General features: G+C 50.9%; 15 protein-coding genes and 2 tRNA genes. All 17 read left to right on the top strand.

Translation table 11 applies throughout. The features are described 5' to 3' along the window. Nucleotides 1-61 precede the first annotated feature (61 nt). The 17 genes from I8U19_RS11715 (at nt 62) to ftsH (ending at nt 19,008) form a co-directional block, all read left to right on the top strand. On the top strand, nt 62-292 hold the full coding sequence (locus I8U19_RS11715; RefSeq protein ID WP_033100696.1) for an anti-sigma-F factor Fin family protein: 231 nt from the start codon (nt 62-64) through the stop codon (nt 290-292). Between the two features lie 127 nt (nt 293-419). Continuing rightward, a complete protein-coding gene (gene mfd / locus I8U19_RS11720) occupies nt 420-3,962 on the top strand; it encodes a transcription-repair coupling factor (protein WP_198055988.1) in 3,543 nt (1,180 codons plus the stop codon). Next, nucleotides 3,949-4,944 carry a peptidylprolyl isomerase gene (locus I8U19_RS11725; protein ID WP_033100694.1) on the top strand — a complete coding sequence of 332 codons (996 nt, stop codon included), beginning with the start codon at nt 3,949-3,951 and terminating at the stop codon, nt 4,942-4,944. The genes mfd and I8U19_RS11725 overlap by 14 nt, the downstream gene beginning before the upstream one ends. A gap of 150 nt (nt 4,945-5,094) precedes the next feature. Further along, nucleotides 5,095-5,637: a stage V sporulation protein T gene (gene spoVT, locus I8U19_RS11730; protein ID WP_033100693.1), complete on the top strand. Its 543-nt coding sequence runs from the start codon at nt 5,095-5,097 to the stop codon at nt 5,635-5,637. A 302-nt stretch (nt 5,638-5,939) separates the two neighbouring features. Next, a complete protein-coding gene (locus I8U19_RS11735) occupies nt 5,940-7,568 on the top strand; it encodes a putative polysaccharide biosynthesis protein (RefSeq protein ID WP_198055989.1) in 1,629 nt (542 codons plus the stop codon). A gap of 4 nt (nt 7,569-7,572) precedes the next feature. After that, nucleotides 7,573-9,039, top strand: coding sequence for a bifunctional methyltransferase/pyrophosphohydrolase YabN (gene yabN, locus I8U19_RS11740; protein WP_198055990.1), 1,467 nt, complete (start codon nt 7,573-7,575; stop codon nt 9,037-9,039). Nucleotides 9,040-9,317: 278 nt separating this feature from the next. Then, complete coding sequence (locus I8U19_RS11745) at nt 9,318-9,602, top strand: RNA-binding S4 domain-containing protein (RefSeq protein ID WP_033100690.1); 285 nt, start codon at nt 9,318-9,320, stop codon at nt 9,600-9,602. 41 nt (nt 9,603-9,643) lie between these two features. Beyond that, nucleotides 9,644-9,934 carry a sporulation protein YabP gene (gene yabP / locus I8U19_RS11750; protein WP_033100689.1) on the top strand — a complete coding sequence of 97 codons (291 nt, stop codon included), beginning with the start codon at nt 9,644-9,646 and terminating at the stop codon, nt 9,932-9,934. Beyond that, nucleotides 9,931-10,494 carry a spore cortex biosynthesis protein YabQ gene (yabQ, locus tag I8U19_RS11755; protein WP_033100688.1) on the top strand — a complete coding sequence of 188 codons (564 nt, stop codon included), beginning with the start codon at nt 9,931-9,933 and terminating at the stop codon, nt 10,492-10,494. The genes yabP and yabQ overlap by 4 nt, the downstream gene beginning before the upstream one ends. A gap of 1 nt (nt 10,495) precedes the next feature. Continuing rightward, on the top strand, nt 10,496-10,873 hold the full coding sequence (locus I8U19_RS17680) for an FtsB family cell division protein (protein WP_033100687.1): 378 nt from the start codon (nt 10,496-10,498) through the stop codon (nt 10,871-10,873). A 435-nt stretch (nt 10,874-11,308) separates the two neighbouring features. Then, nucleotides 11,309-11,384, top strand: a tRNA-Met gene (locus tag I8U19_RS11765). Nucleotides 11,385-11,389: 5 nt separating this feature from the next. Continuing rightward, a tRNA-Met gene (locus I8U19_RS11770) sits at nt 11,390-11,466 on the top strand. A 96-nt stretch (nt 11,467-11,562) separates the two neighbouring features. Continuing rightward, nucleotides 11,563-12,051 carry a ribonuclease FAU-1 family protein gene (locus I8U19_RS11775; RefSeq protein ID WP_160173830.1) on the top strand — a complete coding sequence of 163 codons (489 nt, stop codon included), beginning with the start codon at nt 11,563-11,565 and terminating at the stop codon, nt 12,049-12,051. A 305-nt stretch (nt 12,052-12,356) separates the two neighbouring features. Beyond that, complete coding sequence (gene spoIIE, locus I8U19_RS11780) at nt 12,357-14,819, top strand: stage II sporulation protein E (RefSeq protein ID WP_198055991.1); 2,463 nt, start codon at nt 12,357-12,359, stop codon at nt 14,817-14,819. Between the two features lie 93 nt (nt 14,820-14,912). Continuing rightward, nucleotides 14,913-16,349 (top strand): tRNA lysidine(34) synthetase TilS, encoded by a 1,437-nt coding sequence (gene tilS / locus I8U19_RS11785; protein WP_198055992.1) that lies wholly within the window; start codon nt 14,913-14,915, stop codon nt 16,347-16,349. 22 nt (nt 16,350-16,371) lie between these two features. Beyond that, complete coding sequence (gene hpt / locus I8U19_RS11790; RefSeq protein WP_033100684.1) at nt 16,372-16,911, top strand: hypoxanthine phosphoribosyltransferase; 540 nt, start codon at nt 16,372-16,374, stop codon at nt 16,909-16,911. 69 nt (nt 16,912-16,980) lie between these two features. Next, on the top strand, nt 16,981-19,008 hold the full coding sequence (ftsH, locus tag I8U19_RS11795) for an ATP-dependent zinc metalloprotease FtsH (protein ID WP_198055993.1): 2,028 nt from the start codon (nt 16,981-16,983) through the stop codon (nt 19,006-19,008). The last annotated feature ends 6 nt before the right edge of the window (nt 19,009-19,014 follow it).

Here is a 19,014-nt window from a genome sequence, read left to right on the forward strand (position 1 = left end):
GGTATATTCTGTTCTTTTGCGGTGATACTAATAGCAAAATTGGCGTTAGGGAGGCAGCCTTATGGCCATACACTATGTTTGCCGCCATTGTGGATATCCCGTCGGAACGATTGAGAAAACCGTCTTGTCCGAAACGGATCTCGGCTTTGATCAGTTGACCCCGGATGAACGGAACGATATAATATCCAATGATATGGATGGAAATCAGGTGGTGCGTGTCACCTGCGAAGCATGCCAGCAGGTGCTGGAGCGCGACCCAGAACGTTTGCTGTATCCATCCCTTTACCATTGACATGGCAAATGAATAACCTGATGGCGGGTATTTTTCTGATTATACCGAAAAAACGGCCTTGGCTGTTGAGAGCTAAGGCTTCTTTTCTATTTCACATTGAAGTTTTTGAAAAGGGGAGGAACATCTGATGATGCCGTTGATCCATATATTTAAACAAGATCATGACTTCCAGTCAACGGTGGAGGGGCTTAAAGCCGGACTGAAAGATCAGCTGGTCTCCGGACTTACCGGCACCGCCCGCATGTTGTATATCGCCGCAGTCTACCAGGAAAGCAAACGGCCGATGCTGCTCGTTTGCCACAATCTCAATCAGGCGCAAAAAGCGGCAGATGATCTGCAGGAGATCCTGCCCAAGGAAGAAGTGCTTCTCTATCCGGCCAATGAGTTGGTGACAACGGAAATTGCCATGGCAGGCCATGAGACACTCGGTGACAAGATCGATGTGTTGTCGCGGTTGTCACTCGGTTTTAACGGAGTGTTGATCGTTCCGTTCTCAGGGCTGCGGAAGTTATTTCCACCGAAAAGCGTATTTGCGCAAAATCATGTTCATTTAAAAGTAGGAATGGTGCAAGAAATTGAACCATTGGTTGAACAATTGGTCAAAATCGGTTACCGGCGGGTCGACATGGTGGAAAAGCCGGGTGAATGCAGTGTCCGCGGGGGAATCGTCGATATTTATCCCGTCAATTTTGCCAGACCTGTACGGATCGAATGGTTTGACGATGAAGTCGATTCGATTCGCCCTTTTTCTGTTTCCGACCAGCGATCGATCGACAAATGGCAAGAAGTCCTGTTGCCTCCGGCGACAGAGCTGTTTGCCGATGCCGACCGGCTCTACCAAGCGGGAGAACAAGTGGAAAAGCTGTTGGCGGAACGTCTGGCTAACGTAAAAAATTCTGCGTTGAAACAGAAATTGACCAGTTCGATCGGATACGATATTGAACAACTGAAATCCGGAGCAGTGTTTGCCGGTATTTACAAGTATATTGATTGCATTTATCCGAATTATGAAAGTCTGCTGGATTATATGCCAAAGGAGACCGTGATGATTCTGGATGAACCGACCAGGATCATGGAAAGCGCCAAGCAGATGGAACGCGAAGAAGGAGAATGGCAAACCGCGCTTTTGGGACAAGGGGAATTTTTGCCTCAACTCAAAATTTCCCTTCCGTATGATGAAGTAATCTTAAAAAGCCGGCCTCAACGCATTTTTTTATCACTGTTTATGAGGCAGATTCCCGGTGTCCAACCGCAGAATATCATTCAGGCGATCTGTCGCAGCATGCAACAGTTTCACGGACAGATGCACGTTTTAAAGACAGAGTGGGACCGTTGGGTCAAGGCGCAGTATCGCGTCCTCTTCCTGGCCAGCAGCGAAGAGCGGGCGGAACGCTTGGAACGCGTGCTGGCTGATTACGGGATGAAAATCGAACGTGACAATCCCGTACATCTGCCGCTCCCGGGAAAACCGGTGATTCGGGTCGGCACCTTGCAAAACGGATTTGAAATGAGCGGCATCCGCTTGGCGGTTGTGACGGAGAGCGAAGTCTTTACTCAGAAGCAAAGGCGGACAAGACGCCACGTAAAACTGGATCATGCCGAGAAGATCAAGGATTATCAGGAACTGAAGCCGGGCGATTATGTGGTGCATGTAAATCACGGGATCGGTCGGTATGTCGGGATTGAAACGCTGAATGTAGGTGGAATGCACAAGGATTATCTGCACATTCAGTATGCCGGCAACGATAAACTTTACGTTCCCGTCGAGCAGATCGACCAAGTGCAAAAATATATCGGCAGTGAGGAAAAAGCACCCAAAGTCTACAGTTTGGGCGGCAGCGAATGGAGCAAGGTGAAAAACAAGGTTCGCACCTCCGTGCAGGATATTGCCCAGGATCTGATTGAACTTTATGCAAAAAGGCAACAGGCCAAGGGCTATTCCTTTGCGAAAGATACGCCCTACCAGAAAGAGTTTGAGGCGATGTTCCCGTATGAGGAAACGCCGGATCAGCTCCGATCGATTGAAGAGATTAAACAGGACATGGAGAAAGAACAACCGATGGACCGCCTTCTGTGCGGGGATGTGGGTTACGGAAAAACGGAGGTGGCGATTCGTGCCGCTTTCAAGGCGACCATGGACGGGAAGCAGGTTGCGGTGCTGGTTCCTACCACCATCCTGGCACAGCAGCATTTTGAAACGTTCCGTGAGCGGTTTTCCGGTTTTCCGGTGCAGATCCATGTATTGAGCCGCTTCCGTTCCCGCAAGGAACAAAAGGAGACAATAGAAGGCTTGGCGAATGGTACAGTGGACATTGTGATCGGGACACACCGTTTGCTTTCCAAAGATATCACGTTCCGGGATCTGGGACTGTTGATCATCGACGAAGAACAGCGGTTTGGCGTAAAGCACAAAGAAAAGATCAAACAGTTGAAACACAACATCGACGTGCTCACCTTGTCGGCAACCCCCATTCCGCGCACCCTTCACATGGCGATGATGGGCGTGCGTGACCTGTCGGTGATCGAGACGCCGCCGGAAAACCGTTTCCCGGTGCAAACGTACGTTCTGGAGTACTCGGCCGCACTCGTGCGTGAAGCGGTGGAGCGGGAATTGGCGCGCGGAGGACAGGTTTACTTTTTGTATAATCAGGTGCAGAACATCGAACAGATGGCCGAGCAAATTCGCATGCTCGTGCCGGAAGCACGCGTGGCGGTCGCGCACGGGCAAATGCCGGAAACGGAACTGGAAAAGGTTATGCTCGACTTCCTTGACGGTGAGTTTGATGTACTGGTAAGTACCACCATTATTGAAACGGGCGTCGATATTCCAAATGTCAATACACTGATCATTTATGATGCGGATAAGATGGGCTTGTCCCAGCTGTATCAATTGCGCGGACGTGTCGGCCGTTCCAACCGGATCGCGTATGCCTACTTTACGTATCAGCGGGATAAAGTGCTCTCGGAAACGGCGGAAAAACGGTTGCAAGCGATCAAGGAATTTACTGAGCTCGGGTCCGGGTTTAAAATCGCCATGCGGGATTTGTCCATCCGCGGTGCGGGTAATATTTTGGGGGCGGAACAGCATGGACATATTGCCACTGTCGGATTTGAGCTTTACAGTCAGATGCTGAAGGAAGCGATCAATGAGCTTCAGGGGAAAAACGTGCAGGAACAGCCGGGTGAACCGGTGATTGATCTCAGCGTTGACGCCTATTTGCCGTCAGGGTATATCCGGGATGAGAAGCAGAAAATCGAGCTGTACAAAAAAATTCGCGGAGTAACCGAATTGGATGAGGTCAGTGATCTGGAAGAGGAGATCGAAGACCGTTTCGGCGATTTACCGGAACCGGTGCAGATGCTTTTGAAAATCGCGAAAATCAAGGCTTTTGCGATGTCCTGCGGAATTGAAGCCATCGAGCAAAAGGACGGGGATATCTCCCTTCTGTTTCACCCTTCGCAAAACGAGAAAATCGACGGACAAAAGCTTTTCCAAATCGCGCAAGATTTCCCGGGAAAAATTCGCTTCTCCACAGGAGAAAAAATCGGGGTTGTCTTCAAAGTGAAAGGAATGTCTTCAAAGAGGGCATTAGAAATGGTGGAACAGTTTTTGATAAAATATAAAGACGTTCCCAAACTGAAAGGAGCCGTTAAAAATGCGACTGGGTAAAAAATGGATCGCGGGACTGTTAGCATTAATTTTGATTGTCTCGATTGTTGCCGGCGGATGTGCCGCCACACAGAGCAACCAGGATACCGCTGACAAGGAGAATTCGCAGCAGGTGACGGAATTCAAGCCGCTCAGTACGACGGGGAAAAAAGTGGTGGCGGAGTATAACGGAGGGAAAGTGACGGAAGGGGAACTCAATCGCTATATCAATATTATCGCTTTCCTTGATCCGCAGTTGGGGCTGATGATGTCTTCGATGAAGGATAAGCAGAATCAGTTGCGGGCAGAGCTGGCAAAAGAATATGCGGCCAGACAATATATGGTGAGCAAGGTCAAGGATGATCCAAAGTATGACAAGGAAGCGGATCAAACCATGAGCGATATTGAAAATGGTTTGAAAAACGCACCGCAGGCAGAAGGCTCCAAAGCGCCGAAAAATCTGGCGGATGCCATCAAAGGAAAAGGATTTACGAAAGAGGAACTCCAACAGTTCTTCGTCGATTACCATAAAGTAAATGAGTACTACGATGAGCAGATGAAAGGTGACAAATATGATTGGGTGAAGGCGGCCCATATTCTGATCGCCGTCGGGGATGGACAAAACCAGCAGCCGAAGCGTTCTGATGCCGATGCCAAGAAACGGGCCGAAGAAGTTGAGAAAAAACTGGCGGCTGGCGGTGATTTTGCCAAACTGGCCAAGCAGTATTCCGATGATCCCGGCTCCAAGGATAACGGTGGGGTGATCGAGGGATCGGTTGACCAGTTTGTACCTGAGTTTTCCAAAGCATGCAAAACATTGCCTCTGAATACAGTGAGCGATCCTGTCAAAACCTCTTACGGCTATCACATCATCAAGGTGCTGGACCGACAGCAGAAACCGATTGCCGATGCCCCGGATGATGTCAAAGCCCAAAAGCGGGAAGAAATCTACAACAACCTGGTTAAAAGTGACTTGAAGTTCAAATCGCTTTTGCCCGCGTAACAATCAAATCGTTTGATCTGAAGCAGAGTTCAATCGGACTCTGCTTTTTTTATGTACATAATTAATTGGAAGCAGAACAATACTATGGGCGTTAGAACTAATTTAACCAGAACTACTAAAAATTTTTAGGAAAGTGAGGAACTCGTGTTTATGAAAGCAACCGGCATTGTTCGCCGAATTGATGACCTCGGACGTGTTGTGATCCCCAAGGAGATTCGTCGAACACTGCGCATTCGCGAAGGTGACCCGCTTGAGATTTTTGTTGACCGCGATGGCGAAGTCATTTTGAAGAAGTATTCCCCAATCGGCGAGTTGGGCGATTTTGCACAGGAATACACGGAAGCGCTGTTTGAGAATTTGCAGCATGCCACGGTGATTTGCGATCGGGATGGGGTGATCGCGGCGGCAGGAGTATCCAAAAAGGAATACTTGGATAAGCCGATCAGTGAGACGGTGGAATCCTGTATGGAGCAGCGCCGGACCCATTTGGAGACCGTGCCGGGGAAGGCGGAGATTTTCAAAGGGATGCAAGAAGAATACCAATCCTACTGCATCGTCCCGATCATCGCAGGAGGAGATCCCATCGGAGCCGTGGTGATTTTTTCAAAAAAAGAGGGAGTCAGGCTGGGCGAATTGGAAGTGAAGGTGGCCGGAACGGCGGCATCGTTTCTCGGCAAGCAGATGGAACACTAGAGATGAAGCATGAAGCGCTTGGCTGCCGGCCTGAAAGCCCCAAAATGGTTGTACAGGTAAATTTGCAGGTAAATGACACCTGCTTTTTTTCTGCAAAAGTGCATTTCAGTCCGATGGGCGGACATCCCCCGCTTCCCTGCGTTTCGAATGGCTGTTCATCGGTGTCACCATGATTCACGCATTTTTGGCTTCATCCCCGGATTGTGCCGGATTATGACCAGCTCAGCACTGCCACTTTTTCTTTGCGGGCCTTTTTCACTCCTTGTATAATGGGAAGGATAGCGGAGTGAAAGGGGAACGTTATGGCACAACTGCAATCATCTTTTGTTCGCGGGGCGGCCATATTGGGGCTGGCGGCTTTTTTCAGCAAAATACTTGGCGCCCTTTACCGGATTCCGTATCAAAATATCACCGGCAATGAAGGGATGTTTGTCTATCAACAAGTTTACCCCTTGTACAGTGTGCTGTTGATCCTGGCGACGGCCGGATTCCCGACAGCCATCTCCAAATTGGTTTCAGAAAAGTTGGCCGAGGAAAAAGAAGAGGAAGCGCGACAAATTTTCCGGATTGCTCTGGTGTCGCTTCTGCTCATCGGATTTGTTTTCTTTCTGGTTCTTTTTTTCGGAGCGGGGAAGCTGGCTGAATGGATGGGAAACAGGAACTTGTTAACCCTGCCCATTCAAGCGGTATCGTTTGCTCTTTTGCTCGTTCCGGCTGCTTCAGCGATTCGGGGTTTTTTCCAGGGGTATCAGAACATGGCTCCGACAGCTCTGTCACAGGTAGTGGAGCAGTTGATCCGCGTGGCGACGATTCTGGCTCTCTCCTGGTATCTGACCAGAACGGGCTTCGGGTTTGCGCAGATCGGTGCCGGGGCCGTTTTCGGTGCGACAACGGGTGCAGTTGGAGCCATCGCTGTACTCCTGTTTTTTATGCGCAAAAACCGGGCAGAAGAGTACAGCCGGAACGTATCGGGAGGACCGCGAAGCAAATCTTCCATAAGGAGCATCGTCGTTTCCATTATCTCGATTTCTTTACCGGTCTGCTTCGGTGCGCTGGTGCTGCCGCTCTTTTCCCTGGTGGATTCCTTTACGATTGCCAATCTGCTGGTTGATTCCGGCTTGAGCTTGAATCAGGCGGTGATTGCCAAAGGCATTTTTGACCGGGGGCAGCCTTTGATTCAATTTGCCTCTTTTTTTGCGACGGCAATCTCTCTTTCCATCGTGCCCGCCGTTGCGGAAGCAAGAGCGCGCAAACAGGATCAGATGGCCGGAGAGAGGGCGCAGTTGGCCCTGCGTCTGACGTGGATGCTGGGACTGCCGGCATCGGTCGGCTTGGCGGTGATTGCCGAACCTGTCAATGTGATGCTCTTTAAGGATGCTTCCGGTACAGATGCGCTGTCGATCCTGGCCTTTGTCGCGATTTTTACCGTACTCGTGCATACCACAACCGGCATTTTGCAGGGGTTGGGCCGGGTTTATGTACCGGCGGTGACCTTGCTCATCGGAGTAGCCGTGAAACTGGGATTCAATCTGTGGCTGATCCCTCTGCTGGGCATCCGTGGTGCGGCGGTTGCCACTGTCATCGCTTTTGCTTGTACGGCAGCACTCAATTTGTTTGCCCTCAAAAAGGAATGGGGAACCACCGTCCTGAAGGGGCTGCCGTTGAAAACCATCTGGGCAACCGCGTGGATGGCGGCAGTCGTTTATCTGGTGATGCTGGGCTTAAAGGCGCTCCTCGTTGACGGCGACGAATCTCGTATGGCGATGAGCGTGATCGCTCTCTCTTGCGTGGGAATCGGGGGAGTCGTCTATTTGTGGGCGCTTTTGCGCTTCGGTGCGTTGACGCGTGCCGACCTTGAAAAAGTGCCGAAACTGGAAAGAAAAATTTTGCCGCTTTTGGAAAGGTGGCGGCTGCTCGAGCTGAAGGAGTGAAACGATGAACGGAAAAATTGTGGTTGTCGGATTGGGATTTGGCGATGAAACAGGGTTGTCGCTTGGCACGCTTCGCCTTTTGAAAGACAAGAAAAAGATCTGGCTGCGAACGGCAAAGCATCCGGTGGTGAAGTGGCTGGAACAGGAGGGGATTCCTTTTTCCTCTTTCGATTCCGTCTATGAGGAATTCGCCGACTTCCCTTCTGTCTACCGGGAAATTGCCAGTCGGTTGCTCGCGCTTGCTTCAGGGGAAGAGATTGTCTATGCGGTTCCGGGTCATCCCATGGTCGCTGAGCGGACGGTGCAATTGCTGCTCGACCAGGGGAAACGGAAAGGAATTGAGATCGATATACGCGGGGGAAGCGGGAGCTTTTTGGATCCCGCGTTTGCCCGGCTGCAAATCGACCCGGTCGAAGGGTTTGTCCTTTTGGATGGAACGGGTTTAACTGCGGAACAACTCAATCCGCGCTCCCATGTGCTGATCGCACAGGTATATGATCGTTTTGTTGCCTCCGATGTGAAGCTCACGCTGATGGAGGTGTATCCCGATGAGTACGAGGTAACGATTGCCACGGCTTTGGGGATTGAAGGAATGGAAGAGATGGTTACGCTCCCCTTGTTTGAACTCGACCGGGTGGAGGCTTTTACCGATCTGACTTCCGTTTATGTTCCGCCGGTCAAGGAAGAGAAAGCCCTCTACCGCCGCTTTGAATACTTGGTGGAAGTGATCCGGCATTTGCGCAGTCCGGAGGGCTGTCCGTGGGACCGCAAACAGACACATCAAAGTCTGCGCCCCTATTTGCTTGAAGAGGCATATGAGTTTTTGGAAGCCGTCAGCCAGGGGGATGCCGATGCAATGGCGGATGAACTGGGCGATGTTTTGCTTCAGGTGATGCTCCATGCGCAAATCGCCAGCGAAGAGGGGACATTTAATGTCTACGATGTGATCGGCCGCCTGAATGACAAGATGATCCGGCGCCATCCCCATGTTTTTGGCGAGCAGCATGCGGAAACCGCCGAGGATGTGAAGGTGAATTGGGAGAAGATCAAAGCGAAGGAAAAAGAAGGGCATCAGGAAAAGTCGGTCATGGATCGGGTCTCCAAGCATCTGCCGGCGCTTATGATGGCTTTTGAACAGCAGAAACAGGCGGCAAAAGTGGGGTTTGATTGGGAGAAAAAAGAGGAAGTGCTGGAAAAGGTGCAGGAGGAACTGAAGGAACTGCACCAGGCTCGGACCGCAGCGGAACAGGAAGAGGAACTGGGCGATCTTCTGTTTGTGATTGTCAATCTGTCCCGCTTCCTTGGAGTCGATCCGGAATTGGCGCTTTTAAACGCCTGCCGCAAGTTCGAACGCAGATTTCGCCATATCGAAAACCAGGCTGCTCTGCATAACCAACGCCTGGAAGATCTGACGCTGGAGAAGATGGATGAATGGTGGAACGAAGCCAAACAAAAAGAGAAACACCGGTAGGTCCGGTGAAAAATCGGCTTCTTCCCGGATCTTGTCAATAATGTGAAATTCTAAGCAGGGATTTTCCCTTCTGATGAGAAAATCTAAAACTGACAGATCAGGCGGTGTTGATTAAGCAAATACAGGATTGGGACGGAGGGGGATTTCCGCGGTTCTGATCGCTTTGCCGTAAGCGTCAAGTGTCCGGGAGCAAATTTCCTCTTCAGGATTCCTTCCGTTTGGAGGCGGAATCCTTGCCATCCAATGCACATCGGCCGCCTGAAAAATGAGGTGACAGCATGAGATTGGACAAATTTTTAAAAGTATCACGCCTCATCAAGCGCCGTACGCTTGCCAAGGAAGTGTGCGACCAGGGACGGGTTTCGGTCAACGGCAAGCCGGCAAAAGCCGGGACAAATGTGGCAGTGGGGGATGAGATCAGCATCCGTTTTGGCCAAAAAACGGTAACAGCCCGGGTCGAAGCGATCCGGGAATCCGTCAAAAAAGAGGATGCGGGGCAGATGTTTACCATCGTCAAAGAAGAGCCGACCGTGGAAGAGGAACAGGCCAGTTCTAATTTATAAGCTTTGTCCATATCATGGTACCAAGGAAGGAGGTACTTGATATGGTTGAAGACGTCTTGGCTGCAACCCGGCATGAAATCGTATTGACCAACCGGAATACGCTCGAAGTGAGCGGTGTGATCCGGGTGGAGAGTTTTGACAGCGAAGAATTTTTGCTGCAAACCGACTACGGGTATCTTGGCATTCGCGGACAAGACTTGCACATAAAAAATCTGGATCTCGATCAAGGGCGGGTTTCCATCGAAGGCAACATTATCGATATGAGCTATTTGGATGTCCATATGCCCGCTTCGGAAAAAGCGAAAAGCATCTGGGGAAGGATCTTCAAGTGAACCTCGGCACGCAATGGCTGACGATGGGGCTCATGCTCAGTTCCGGGCTGATCTTGGGCGTTTTTTTGGACTTTTATCGCGTGCTGACCATTCGGTTCCGCTTGCGGGGTTGGATCATTTCCCTGATCGACCTTTTATACTGGGTTGTTTCAGCGGGGCTTGTGTTCGGTTTGCTCTTCTGGAGCAATTGGGGAGAGATGCGGTTTTATTTTTTTGTGGCCGTCGGAGTTGGTTTTCTCTTGTACTTTCGCTGGTTCAGCCGGACGGTCACTAAAATGATCCGTTTGTTTCTTTACGGGATGGAGCGGCTTTTGTTCTTCTGCTTCCGGATTTTGCGCCTGTGTCTCTGGGTGCCGCTCCTTTCTCTTTGGCAATTGGCCATCGTGGTTCTGCGGTTTGCCCTTCAGGTGATCAGGTGGTTGCTCATGCCCTTTCTGTGGCTGGCACGCCCGCTGTACCGACCCGTGCAGCGCTGGCTGGAGCCTTGCTTCATCAAAGGTCGCAACTTGATTCAGAGAGGAAAGCGATGGTGGAATAAGATAAGAGCAAAGGGTGGATAACGTGCCTTTTCATCGGATGAACGACAACATTTTGCAGTTTCGTCGGACATCACAGGAATCGGAAAAGCCCAAAGTCCGGGAGAGAAAGCAGAGATCGCTGCACCCGGTTGTACGTCGGCGACGCCTGATCTGGCTGGGCGCCATGGTTCTCTTCTTCTGCTGGGCGATTGTGGAGCTGATTGTGCAGCAGGTGCATATCTGGGACAGGGAAAAGATCCTGGCGGAAAGAAAGGCGGAACTGGCTGACGGGCAGCGGCACACCAAAGAGCTGAAGGATGAGATCAAAAAGTTGCACGATGAAAAGTACCTGCTCGAATTGGCGCATAAAATGGGATTTGGGAAACCGGGTGAAGAAGTTTATTCAACCGGAGATGATTAAGGGGTCGTGTCCAGGGGAAGCCTCTTGCTTTTGGGAAAGGGCAAGAGGCTTCTTTTCTGGAAGAGAAGGACGGCCGGCAGGATTTTATGAGAAAGCTCAGCAAACCCAGAAGGGGGGAGACGGCAACAGACTTTTACAGAAAATCGAAAAAGTAGATGCGAATGAGTTTGTCCGGGGGGAATCCCGGGAACCATACAGGATAGACCGGTATAAACAGGGAGCGGCGAGTTTCGCGAACAGAAGCTCAAGCGGTTTCCGCCAGGATGACATGACCGGAAACGGACGGGAGAATTGAATAAGTTAAGGATTTTCAAGGGAAAGACCTTCTCTATCCGCCATGGAGAATTTCGTATAAAAAAAATAAATTTATTTGTTGACATTGCAGTGGACTGTCAGTATAATAAACATTGTTCGCAGCGATGCTCATTAAAATGTCGCGGGGTGGAGCAGTCGGTAGCTCGTCGGGCTCATAACCCGAAGGTCGCAGGTTCAAATCCTGTCCCCGCAACCAAACATGGCGGCGTAGCTCAGCTGGCTAGAGCGTACGGTTCATACCCGTGAGGTCGGGGGTTCGAGGCCCTCCGCCGCTACCAATTTTAAACCGAGGAGAAGGCGAGGAAGCCCGCGCGGGTGGGAAATCGCCTTTTTTTTGTGCCGTTTTGCGGCTTGAAAAGCATGGGAGTGGTTGTGTGAATGTCGCCATTAAAAAAATAAAATTTACAACGATTAATAAAACCTATACGGAAAAAGTGCGAGACTGGCGTGGCCGCCATTGTTTTGCCACCCAATATGCCAACCCGGATGGCGAGCGCATTTTTCTCACCTATTATTTCGTTCGCAAAGGATATACGATTTCCAAAGTGTTTGGCCGTTCCGGTGAATTCCTGTATTACTATTGCGATGTGATGCAAATGTACCAGGTCAACCGGCTGAAATATGTGATGGTCGATTTGCTGCTCGATCTGATCGTCTACCCGGACGGGCGCTATCACCTTATCGACATCGATGAGTTTGCCGATGCGGTGGAGCGCGGGCAGCTGAAACGGCGGCAGCAGGTACATGCCTTGCGCACGCTCGATCAAATGATTCGCCTGCAAACGGAACGAAAGCTGATCCCGGCGTTTATCCACGAAGCGAAGATGTACCCTCTGACTGATCATTACCATCGCAGAACATAGCCCGTTTTCGACAGGGGGGATTTCCTGTCTGATCCTTTCTTTGGAAGTTTTGTCGCTCCCATGCCCAATCAGATTGAAAACGACAAACTATGACGCAAACAAATGAGCCCCGGTACCCATTCCGGGGCCTTTTTCATTTGCCCTGAAAATCTTGCAACAGAAGGAAACCGGGAAAATGAACAAAAGGCGATGATGGTTAAAAAATGTCGCAAAAAAATTTTAAAACAGTCAGAGAAATTGACAAACTTTCCAGTTGCTTCCTCGCTATAATGGGAGGGCACAAATCGAATAGCGAGGTGGAAGGGATGCAAGTAAGAACTCATTTTAAAAATTTATTCATTCGTCCGGTTATGTGGTTTGGTGTGGATCGAAGCCGGCAGAAGAGGGCGATCCATCGCTGGACCGGCATGTGGAATATCCCTGTGATCGGAATGGGGGTGCTGCTGGGCCGCGCGACGATTCTCGATTTTGTTTCCCCGTTTGCGATCGCCTATCTGGCGGTGATTTTATACCTGGCACGAAAACAATGGCCGGTCGTGATGGCTTCCCTGATTGCCGGGTCAGCGACGCTGGGGGGGATGGAAGCGGCAAAAACGACCGGAACCTTGCTCATTTTGCTTTTAATGCATCGATTGTGGGAATGGGCGGGCAAAGGACAGATCAATTACGCCCCTTTCGTTGTGGGATTGTCAAGCATCGCGGCCCACCTTATTGAACTGGGATGGACAGGATTTCGTCCGTACCGGATGATGCTGGACGGGGTCGATGTGACTCTCAGCTTTATTCTCACATTCATTTTCGTCCAGTCCCTCCCCGTGTTTACCGTCAAGAAAAAAAGAATCACCCTGCGCCATGAGGAAATCGTCTGCCTGGTCATCTTGCTCGGGTCGGTGATGACGGGCACGATTGGCTTAAAAGCGGGAGACTTGTCCCTGGTTCACATCGTTTCCCGCTACGCGATCCTGGTATTGGCTCTGGTCGGAGGAGGCATGCTCGGCTCTTCAATGGGAGTGGTGACAGGTCTCATCCTTAGCTTGTCCGATACGCGGACGCTTCCTGAAATCAGCTTGCTGGCTTTTTCCGGTTTGCTCGCGGGTTTGTTCAAAGAAGGAAAACGCATTGGAGTCGCAATTGGCTTTATGTTGGGTTCTTCCATTTTGACGCTTTATGACGGCGGGACTTCGGCGATGTGGTTGTCCTTGCAGGAATCGGCGATCGCCATTGTTTTCCTTCTGCTGACGCCGGAGAAGCTTATTCGCATGCTGTCCCGCTATGTTCCGGGGACATCGGAAAATCAGATTGCCCATCAGGAATATATCAAGCGGCTTCGCGATGTAACGGCGAAAAAAGTAGAGCAATTTACGGAATTGTTCCAAGAGCTGGCTTTCAGTTTCCGCGAGGATGCGACCAAACATCGCAAAGAGGATGAAGACCAGGTGCAGATCTTCATCTCGGAGATCATGAACCAGGCCTGCGCGGGCTGCCGCAATGCAGAGCGATGCTGGGAACAACATGTGATGAAAACCTATCAGGGCATGACGGATCTCATGACACTGGTCGAAGCGAAGGGAGCGCGGGCCCCGGTGCAAATTCCGGAAAGCTGGCGGGGCCACTGTATCCGTCCGGAGCGGGTTCTTGCCTCGATACGAAATCAATATGCGCGATTCGAGCAAAATATTTACTGGAAAGAAAAAATGCAGGAATCGCGCCGGCTCGTCTCCGACCAACTGGCGGGAATGTCGGAAGTGATGGGCAAATTGGCCAAGGAAATCAGGCATGAGACACAAGTGCTGACCGCCCATGAAGAGCAAATCCATGAGGCACTGGAAGAACTGGGACTGGCGATTCAGCGGGTGGATATTATCAATCTCGAAGAGGGGAAAGTGGAGATCGAGGTTGTCATGCCGGAACGGGAAGGCCTGGAGGAATGCAAAAAGCTGGTTGCTCCCCTGTTGACGGAGATCCTGGGCGAACCGATTTCCGTTTATCGCAAGGTGGTGAAAGACGGCTCACCCGGTGCGGTGATTACGTTGGGTTCCGCCCAGCGGTTTGAACTGAAGACAGGGGCGGCAACGGCGGCCAAGGGCGGAGGCTTGGTTTCCGGGGACAGCTATTGTTACATGAATCTGGGAACGGGAAAATATGCGGTGGCTCTTTCCGACGGAATGGGGAACGGTCAACGGGCGCAAGAGGAGAGCAGTGCGGCCTTGAAACTGCTCCGGCGCCTGCTGATGGCGGGAATGCATGAAGAACGGGCGGTTGACACCGTGAACTCCATACTGAGTCTGCGTTCGGCAGATGAGATGTTTGCCACCGTCGATCTGGCGATTGTGGACTTGAACACGGCGGTGGGGCGGTTTATGAAGATCGGCTCAACCCCGGGGTTCATTAAACGCGGACAAAAGGTGATCATGCTTTCCGGCTCCAACCCGCCAATCGGGATTTTGAACGAGATTGAGTTCGATCCGATCGAAATGCAGCTGGAGCCGGGAGACTTGCTGATCATGATGACCGACGGGGTTTATGATGCGCCGCATTATGCAGTGAACAAAGATGCGTGGATGACCCGGATGATTGCGGAAATCGATACCAAGGACCCGCAGCATTTTGCCGATTGTCTGCTGGAAAAGGTGGTCCGGGTTTATGAAGGAAGAATCAGGGACGATATGACGATTGTTGTCTCCAAAGTCGAACGGCACACGCCCGAATGGTCGACCATCCGCCTGCCGGGTGTAAAAAGATTGCAGCGGACGCAAGCAGCTGGATGAAATTGCTTCCAGACGGCAAAAAGAGTATGATGGAAGTGGAGAGTCCCGGGGGGTTCCCGGGATTTTATTTTTCACGATTAGGGGAAGATGGCTTTGTTTTATGATCGGGTAAAACAGGAAATTGCCAATCGGAAACTGATTGGGAAACAGGATCATGTCCTGGTCGGTGTTTCAGGCGGCCCTGATTCTATCGCACTCCTTCATGTTTTGCACCGTTTGTCTGCGGAAACGGGTTTTTCGGTGGGGGCTGTTCATGTCAACCACCAGTTGCGGGGAGAGGAAAGCGAAGAGGATGCCCGTTTTGTCCGGGAATTTTGCCGCAGCCTGGCTCTTTCGTGCGATGTAGTGCGGGTCGATGTGAGCGGAAAGAGAAAGGAGCTGGGCGGGAACAAGCAGGCGATTGCCCGTCAGTTGCGCTACGATGCATTTCAAGAGGTGGCAAGGAAGCGAAAAGCGACGAAGCTGGCGCTGGCGCACCATGCCGATGACCAGCTGGAAACAGTGATGATGCGGCTGATCCGCGGAACCGGGGTAAGCGGTCTTGCCGGGATGGAATGGGAAAGGCGGTGGCAGGGCATCGGGCTGATCCGCCCCCTTCTGGGAGTCACCAAGGAGGAGATTGAACATTATTGCCGGGAGCAGGGGCTTCACCCTCGCTTGGACTCGAGCAACCTGTCCAATGACTATACCCGAAACCGTTTGCGTCACGAACTCGTTCCGCTGATCCACTCTTTTAACCCCAGAGTGGCAGACGCCGTTTTGCGCCTGTCGGAATTGATCCGTGAGGAAGAAAAAATTTGGGAAAAGTTGACACTTGAGGCAGCGGATCAAGTCGTGGCGAAGCAGGAAAATGGACAATTTCTTGTCGATGTTTCAAGTTTTCTTCACCTTCCGGTCGCTTTACAAAGAAGGGTAGTTAAACTAATATTAAGTTATCTTTGGGATTACGGTACGCATGAGGTGACGCTTGACTCTGTGGAACAAGTAAGGAATCTGGCCCAGCTTCCGTCCCCGTCTGCAATGATCCACCTCCCTGGAGGCATCATCGCGCAGCGGGAATATGAAAAGCTGATCCTGAAAGTTCATTCAAGCACAAATGAACAAACAACGCCGATTCTCTCAGAGACCATTCCGCTGTCCATTCCTGGAGTGACTTCGTTGCCGGGTCTTTTGGGTAAAATAGAAGTGTTGGAAACGGATGAGCCGATACATAGGATGAGGATGGGGCCGAACAGTGCCGTCTTTGATCGTGACAAGCTGAAAGAACCGCTTTATGTACGATTTCGCCGGCCGGGAGACAAAATGAAACCTTTGGGTATGACCGGAAGAAAAAAAGTGAAAAGCTTAATGATGGAGGCGAAAGTGCCGAAACGGATCCGGGATCAGTATCCGCTTGTGGTGACGAAAGATGAGATCGTATGGATTCCGGGGATTAAGCGGTCGGGCGCGGCACCGGTAACACCGGATACCAGGCGCTTTCTTTATTTGCATTGGCATGCAGGAGATGGTCCGAATCGGGAGAATGATTGAAAAAAGATACAGGAGGACGGACATGCATCAGGATATTAAGGAAATACTAATCTCGGAAAGGCAGATTCAAGAAAAAGTGGCCGAACTGGGGAAGGCGCTTTCCAGAGAATATCAAGACCTCAACCCTCTTTGCATCTGCGTTCTGAAAGGAGCCGTTCCCTTCATGGCCGATTTGATCCGCAAATTGGAGATCCCGCTGCAGATGGATTTTATGGCGGTATCCAGTTATGGCAATTCCACCACATCTTCCGGTGTAGTGCGAATCCTGAAAGATTTGGACAGCGCCGTCGAAGGACGTCACGTATTGATCGTCGAAGATATTATCGATTCTGGTTTGACTCTCAGTTATCTCGTAGAAATGCTTAAAGGGAGAAATGCCGCTTCCGTCAAAATCGTTACCTTACTCGATAAGCCGGATCGCCGGAAAGTGAATTTGAGTCCTGACTACTCCGGATTTACCATCCCGGATGAGTTTGTGGTGGGTTATGGATTGGATTATGCCGAAAAATACCGAAACCTCCCTTACATCGGCATCCTAAAGGAAGAGGTTTACAAGTCGTAATCAGGTTCTATTGAGAATGTTTTGCCGACTGTGATACAATGATACAAGTGGACTGAGAGGAGGCCAGGGATGAAAAACTTCTTCCTCAGGAACGGAGTATTATATATTATCCTCATCCTAGTAACCATCGGGGTTGTGAATATGATCGCAAACCCGAGCACGGATACGACAACTTTGGATTATTCTCAATACAGGCAGATGCTCCTTCACAAGCAAGTGAACGACATTTCGATCCAGTTGGATAAAGGAACTTACCATATTACCGGCAAGTTCACAAATGACCCCAAGAAAAGCTTTGTCACCACTGCACCTGCCGGTGATGGCAGCACGGTCATTCAGGATTTGCAAAAGGCCAATGTTCGGATGAAAGTGGAGCCGACGAAGGGTGAATCCGTATGGCTCAGCTTCATTACATCCATCATTCCCTCGGTCATCATCCTACTTCTTATCTTTTTCATGTTAAACCAAGCTCAAGGCGGCGGCAGCCGTGTCATGAACTTCGGCAAGAGCAAGGCGAAACTGTACAATGATGAGAAGAAGCGGGTAACCTTTGATGATGTGGCAGGGGCAGATGAAGAGAAAGCTGAACTTGTTGAAATTGTGGATTTCTTGCGGGATAACCGCCGTTATGCGCAAATGGGCGCGCGCATTCCCAAAGGGGTACTGCTCGTCGGTCCGCCTGGTACGGGGAAAACTTTGCTTGCGCGAGCGGTTGCCGGTGAAGCAAAAGTCCCGTTTTTCTCGATCAGCGGTTCCGATTTTGTCGAAATGTTTGTCGGGGTGGGAGCTTCCCGTGTACGCGACTTGTTTGAACAAGCGAAGAAAAATGCTCCTTGCATTATTTTTATAGATGAGATCGATGCCGTTGGTCGTCAGCGCGGTGCCGGCCTGGGCGGAGGTCACGATGAACGCGAGCAGACGCTCAACCAGCTGTTGGTGGAAATGGATGGATTTGACGTCAATGCGGGAATTATTATCATGGCCGCAACCAACCGTCCCGATATCCTCGATCCGGCGCTGTTGCGTCCGGGACGTTTTGACCGTCAGATTTTGGTCAACCGTCCGGATGTGAAAGGCCGGGAAGCGGTATTGAAAGTGCACGCCCGCAACAAACCGCTGGCGGACAGTGTTAAATTGAGCGTGATTGCACAGAGGACGACCGGTTTTTCCGGAGCAGATCTGGAAAACCTGCTCAATGAGGCGGCATTGCTGGCAGCACGCAACAACAAGAAGAAAATCACCATGGAAGAAATCGACGAAGCGGTTGACCGGGTAATCGCCGGCCCGCAGAAGAAAAGCCGCGTCATCAGTGAAAAAGAACGCAAGATTGTGGCATATCACGAAGCCGGCCACGTAATCTGCGGCTACTACCTGGAGAATGCGGATATCGTTCACAAAGTAACCATTGTTCCCCGCGGTCAGGCCGGGGGTTATGCGATGATGTTGCCCAAAGAGGATCGCTACCTGGCAACCAAAGGCGAACTTCTCGATCGGGTTACCGGTTTGTTGGGCGGTCGCGTGGCCGAAGAGGTTTTCTTCGGGGAGATCAGCACGGGAGCAAGCAATGACTTCGAGAAAGCAACCAGCATCGTTCGTGCGATGATTACCGAATACGGGATGAGCGACAAGCTGGCGACGATGATTTTCGGGCGTTCCCAAGGTCAGGTATTCCTGGGCCGTGACCTCGGTCATGAGCAAAACTACAGCGATAAAGTGGCATATGAAATCGACATGGAAATGCAAGAGATGATTCGCAAATGCTACAATCGCGCCAAAAACCTGATCATCGAACATCGCGATAAACTGGAATTGCTTGCGCAAACGCTTCTTGTTCGTGAAACCTTGGATGAAGAACAAATTAAGCAGCTTCTCGAAAACGGGAAGTTGGATGATGATGACGTGAAGGTGACGATCCAGGGGAAAGAGGAAAAAGAGAAGGACGAGAGCAGCGTCTCCCATGAAACAAAGAATTCCGGTGATACCTCCTATACCAACGGAGCATCCGCATTGAACGAGTTGGATGAAGAGCCGGATAAAAATTCGATTGTCCACAATGATTCGGATTCAACCAATCCGGACGGAAACCGAACGGTTTAACGGGAA

Source organism: Thermoactinomyces sp. CICC 10523 (assembly GCF_016055105.1).
GTDB lineage: Bacteria > Bacillota > Bacilli > Thermoactinomycetales > Thermoactinomycetaceae > Thermoactinomyces_A > Thermoactinomyces_A daqus.